Origin of the sequence: Arenimonas sp. (assembly GCF_022842045.1) — a bacterium.
Taxonomy (GTDB): Bacteria; Pseudomonadota; Gammaproteobacteria; order Xanthomonadales; family Xanthomonadaceae; genus Arenimonas.
Genome location: NZ_JALHQI010000109.1, coordinates 1 through 4,930 on the forward strand (window position 1 = coordinate 1; position 4,930 = coordinate 4,930).

Annotated in this window: 6 protein-coding genes; all 6 read left to right on the forward strand. The window is 70.4% G+C overall.

The genetic code is table 11. The annotated features are described in order from the left end of the window. The coding region (locus Q0C12_RS14485; protein ID WP_290891429.1) for an inositol monophosphatase family protein at nt 1–361 on the forward strand (361 nt) is incomplete at its 5' end. Then, the gene (mazG, locus tag Q0C12_RS14490; protein ID WP_290891431.1) at nt 354–1,217 is read left to right on the forward strand and encodes a nucleoside triphosphate pyrophosphohydrolase; all 864 of its coding nucleotides are present in this window, start codon (nt 354–356) and stop codon (nt 1,215–1,217) included. The genes Q0C12_RS14485 and mazG, both read left to right, overlap by 8 nt. A gap of 35 nt (nt 1,218–1,252) precedes the next feature. After that, on the forward strand, nt 1,253–1,558 hold the full coding sequence (locus Q0C12_RS14495) for a DUF962 domain-containing protein (protein ID WP_290891433.1): 306 nt from the start codon (nt 1,253–1,255) through the stop codon (nt 1,556–1,558). A gap of 172 nt (nt 1,559–1,730) precedes the next feature. After that, a complete protein-coding gene (locus Q0C12_RS14500; RefSeq protein WP_034213965.1) occupies nt 1,731–2,444 on the forward strand; it encodes a response regulator transcription factor in 714 nt (237 codons plus the stop codon). 14 nt (nt 2,445–2,458) lie between these two features. Then, nucleotides 2,459–3,766 (forward strand): HAMP domain-containing sensor histidine kinase, encoded by a 1,308-nt coding sequence (locus Q0C12_RS14505; protein WP_290891437.1) that lies wholly within the window; start codon nt 2,459–2,461, stop codon nt 3,764–3,766. 94 nt (nt 3,767–3,860) lie between these two features. Next, a partial coding sequence (locus tag Q0C12_RS14510) for an efflux RND transporter periplasmic adaptor subunit (RefSeq protein WP_290891439.1) occupies nt 3,861–4,930 on the forward strand: 1,070 nt, incomplete at its 3' end.

A 4,930-nucleotide genomic window follows, 5' to 3' on the forward strand; every position in this document is an offset into this window, starting at 1 on the left:
CCGCCGCCCGGCCGCGCTGCCGCTGCGCGTGGCCGCCAGCCGCTCGCACCTGGACCCGCGCACGGCCGCCGCGCTCGGGCGCATGGGCGAGACCGAACGCATCGGCCTCGGTTCGTCGCTCAAGTTCTGCCGCATCGCCGAGGGACTGGTCGACGTCTATCCGCGCTTCGGGCCGACCAGCGAGTGGGACACCGCGGCCGCGCAGTGCGTGCTCGAGGAAGCCGGCGGCGCCGTGCTGCGCCTCGATGGCCAGCCGCTGGACTACAACCGCAAGGACTCGCTGCTAAACCCGGATTTCATCGCGCTGGGCGATCCCGCGCTGCCCTGGCGCGACTGGCTGGAGGCTTCGCCCCATGGCTGACATCCGCGAGCTGATCGCCATCATGGCGCGCCTGCGTGACCCCGAGCGTGGGTGCCCCTGGGACGTGAAGCAGGACTTCGCCAGCGTCGCGCCCTACACGATCGAGGAAGCCTACGAGGTCGCCGACGCGATCCAGCGCGGCGACATGCCCGAGCTGCGCGACGAACTCGGCGACCTGCTGCTGCAGGTGGTGTTCCATTCGCGCATGGCCGAGGAGGCCGGGCACTTCGCCTTCGACGACGTGGTGGCGGCCATCAACGACAAGCTCGTGCGGCGCCATCCGCACGTGTTCGGCGACGTCGCCGCGCAGGCCGATGCCGAGGCGCAGCTGGCGAACTGGGAAGAACTCAAGCGCGCCGAGCGCGCCGAACGCGGCGAGCAGGACATGAGCGTGCTGGCCGGCATCACCCGCGGCCTGCCGGAATGGCAGCGCGCGGTGAAGCTGCAGAAGCGCGCCGCCACGGTCGGTTTCGACTGGCCGGGCCCGGCGCCGGTGATCGCCAAGCTGCACGAGGAGATCGAGGAGGTGCGGGTCGAGTTCGACGCCGTGGCGGCCGGTGACGCCGGGGCGCGCGACCGGCTCGAGGACGAGCTCGGCGACGTGCTGTTCGTGGTCGCCAACCTCACCCGCCACGCCAAGGTGGATTTCGGCGCCGCGCTGCGCCGGGCCAACGCCAAGTTCGAGCGCCGCTTCCGGCGCATGGAGCAGCTGGCCGCCGCCGAGGGCGTGGACTTGGCCCAGCTCGACCTGGACGCCCAGGACGCCTACTGGAACCGCGCCAAGCTCGAAGAAAAGCCATCCCCCGTGGGAGGGACTTCAGTCCCGATGCTTTCCACCGAAAAGCATCGCGACTAAAGTCCCTCCCACAGGGTCACCGGAGTCACCAGGTCATGAGCCAGGGTTTCCAGAGCTTCCGCGAGTTCTACCCCTATTACCTGGGCGAGCACGAGAACCGCACCTGCCGGCGCCTGCACTTCGTCGGCAGCTGCGTGGCGCTGGGTTTCCTGGCCGCCGCGGTCGTGACGCTCAACGCGAGGTGGCTGCTGGCCGCGCTGGTCAGCGGCTACGCCTTCGCCTGGGTCGGCCACTTCTTCTTCGAACACAACAAGCCGGCCACCTTCAAGCACCCGTTCTATTCTTTCGCCGGCGATTGGGTCATGTTCAAGGACATGCTCACCGGCCGCATCAAGTTCTGATCCGCTTCTTGCGGGCGGGGCGGGGCGGGGCCGGGGGCGGCGCGCGGCGCGCGGCGGTGCCCACGCCTGGCCTTGACGCGGCCTTGCCGGGGGCTTCACGCCCGACTCACCGGGGTGGGGTTGTAATCTTCACAAAGCTGAAGACATCCTCTTCACATTCCGGAGAAACCCCATGCGACGTGATGACCCGGCCGGCCTGATCCTCGTGGTCGAAGACAACCGAAACCTGTCCGAGATGGTCGGCGAGTACCTGGAGTCGAAAGGCTTCGGCGTCGACTACGCCGGCGACGGCATGGACGGCTACCGCCTGGCGGCCGACAACAGCTACGACGTCATCGTGCTGGACCTGATGCTGCCCCGCCTGGACGGCCTGGAAGTGTGCCGCCGCCTGCGCAACGAGGCCAAGAAGTCCACGCCGGTGCTGATGCTGACCGCCCGCGACACCCTCAACGACAAGGTCAACGGCCTCGAGGCCGGCGCCGACGACTACCTGGTCAAGCCCTTCGCCATCCAGGAGCTCGAGGCCCGCGTGCGCGCCCTGATCCGCCGCGACCGCCGCCAGGTGAGCGCCGAGGTACTGAAGGTGGCCGACCTGGTGCTTGACACCGCCAGCCTGCGCGTCACCCGCGCCGGCCAGGAAATCGCGCTCTCGCCGATCGGCCTGCGCCTGCTCACCATCCTGATGCGCGAGTCGCCGCGCGTGGTCACGCGCCGCGACATCGAGCGCGAGATCTGGGGCGACGGCCTGCCCGATTCCGACACCCTGCGCAGCCACCTCTACAACCTGCGCAAGGCCATCGACCGGCCCTTCGACCGCCCGCTGCTGCACACCGTGCAGACCGCCGGCTACCGCATCGCCGACCTCGACGCGCCGCCGGCCGCCTGAGCCGCGGACCAGGGATGGCCACCGCGCGCTCCGGGCTCCGCCGCAAGATCTGGGTCGCCTTCATCCTGCAGGCGGCGGCGATCAGCTTCGCCGCCGTGCTTGGCGTGTACGGCGCCTCGGCGGTGCTCAAGCACGTACTGATCCAGCGCGCGCTGCAGGAGGAGGCCACGCACTACTGGCAGCGCCTGGCCGGCGATTCGCAGGCGCAGGTGCCCGACACCTACAACATGACCGGCTTCCTGGTGCCCGCCGGCGGCAGCCAGGACGCCCTGCCCGACAAACTCAAGCCGCTCGACGTCGGCTTCCACGCGCTCCCGCGCGCCGAGGGTGGCTCGCTGGTGCTGGTGGAACGCGACGGCAACGGCCACATGCTCTACCTGCTGTTCAAGCAGGAACAGGTGGACAGCCTCGCGTTCTGGTTCGGCATGGCGCCGCTGGCGATCGTGCTGGTGGTGATCTACGTGATCGCCTGGAGCACCTACCGCACCTCCAAGCGCGCGGTCTCGCCGGTGATCTGGCTCGCCAGCCAGGTGCAGCGCTGGGACCCGAAGAAACCCGAGTCCAGCGCGCTGCGGCCCGAAAACCTTCCGGTGGACGTCGAAGGCGAGACCCTGGTGCTGGCGTCCTCGCTGCACGACTTCGCCAGCCGCATCGAGAGCTTCGTCGAGCGCGAACGCGACTTCACCCGCGACGCCTCGCACGAGCTGCGCACGCCGCTGACCGTGATCCGCGTCGCCGGCGACATGATGGAAGGCGACGAGAACCTCACGCCGATGTCCCGCCGCGCGCTCAAGCGCATCCAGGGCGCGGGCCGCGACATGGAAGCGCTCATCGAAGCCTTCCTGATCCTGGCCCGCGAAGGCGACACCGGCCTGCCCGACGATGATTTCGCGGTCAGCAGCGTGGTCGAGGAAGAGGTGGAGAAGGCCCGCGTGCTGGTCGCCACCAAGCCGGTCGAGCTGCGCCTGGTGAAGGAGGACGACTTCCACCTGCATGCGCCGGCACGCGTGCTTTCGGTGCTGCTGAGCAACCTGCTGCGCAACGCCTGCCACTACACCGACGAAGGCAGCGTCACCGTTTACCTGCGCCGCGGCTCGATCGCCGTGGCCGACACCGGCGTGGGCATGACGCCGGACGAACTGGCACGCGTGTTCGAGCCCTTCTACCGCGGCGGCGACCGCAAGAAGGACGGGCAGGGCATCGGCCTGTCGATCGTGCAGCGACTGTCGCAGCGCTACGGCTGGCCGGTACGGCTGGAGAGCGAGGCCGGCAAGGGCACGGTCGCCACGATCAGCTTCCCGCTGCTGCCGCCGATGGCCTGAATCTTTCCCGGCGAATCGTCGCGCGCGTCAACGCGCGGCCCGCCCGCGCGTTTTCTTCCGACCAGCCACCGCCCCTTTCGACCCCGGAGCCACGATGTCGCTTGCCCAGCCCGCTTCCCGCCCTTCCCGCCGCCTGGCCATCGCCGCTGCGGTGCTGGGTCTTGCCGCCCTGGCCTGGTGGGCCTGGAGCGCGCGCGCGCCCGAGGCCGGCGGCGGCTTCCGCACCGGCGCGGTCGATCGCGGCGACGTGCGCGTGGTGATCTCGGCGACCGGCACCCTGCGCGCCACCACCACGGTGGACGTCGGCTCGCAGGTGTCGGGGCAGATGCAGGACGTGCTGGTGGATTTCAACGATCGCGTCGACAAGGACCAACCGATTGCCAGGCTCGACCCGGCGCCGTTCGAGAGCCGGGTGAAGCAGACCGAGGCCGACCTCGCCAGCGCGCGCGCCTCGGTGAACGAAGCCCAGGCCACGCTGAAGAACGCCGAGGCCGACTACGTGCGCAAGTCCGACCTGGCCGCGCGCCAGCTGATCGCGCGCAACGAACTCGACCTCGCGCTGGCCGCGCGCGACCAGGCCCGCGCCCGCGTCGTCTCCGCGCAGGCCGGCGTGCAGCAGCGGCAGGCCGCGGTGGACAACGCGCGGCTGGACGTCAGCTACACCGTCATCCGCTCGCCCGTGGAGGGCGTGATCCTGCTGCGCGCGGTCGAGCCCGGCCAGACCGTGGCGGCCAGCTTCCAGACGCCGGTGCTGTTCCAGATCGCCGAGGACCTGGGGCAGATGCAGATCGACCTGAGCATCGACGAGGCCGACGTGGGCCAGATCCGCGAGGGCCTGCCGGTGTCGTTCACGGTCGATGCCTTCCCCGACCGCCAGTTCCAGGGCGAGGTGAAGCAGGTGCGGCTGTCGGCCACGTCCACCGCCAACGTCATCAGCTACCCGGTGGTGGTGCAGGTCGACAACCGCGACCAGAGCCTGCTGCCGGGCATGACCGCCAGCGCCGAGATCGTGGTCAGCCGCCGCGAGGGCGTGCTGCGGGTTCCGAACGCGGCGCTGCGCTACACACCGCCGGGTGCGGACGCCGCGGCGGCGCCGGGCGCGGCGCGCGGTGGCTTTGGCCAGGACCTGCCGCGGGTGGCCGACGCGCTGCAGCTCGACGCGAG

What these genes read in the sequence shown, in the direction of transcription:
- mazG (WP_290891431.1), top strand. Translation starts at nt 354, where the DNA reads ATGGCTGACATCCGCGAGCTGATCGCCATCATGGCGCGCCTGCGTGAC.
- Q0C12_RS14495 (WP_290891433.1), top strand. Translation starts at nt 1,253, where the DNA reads ATGAGCCAGGGTTTCCAGAGCTTCCGCGAGTTCTACCCCTATTACCTG.
- Q0C12_RS14500 (WP_034213965.1), top strand. Translation starts at nt 1,731, where the DNA reads ATGCGACGTGATGACCCGGCCGGCCTGATCCTCGTGGTCGAAGACAAC.
- Q0C12_RS14505 (WP_290891437.1), top strand. Translation starts at nt 2,459, where the DNA reads ATGGCCACCGCGCGCTCCGGGCTCCGCCGCAAGATCTGGGTCGCCTTC.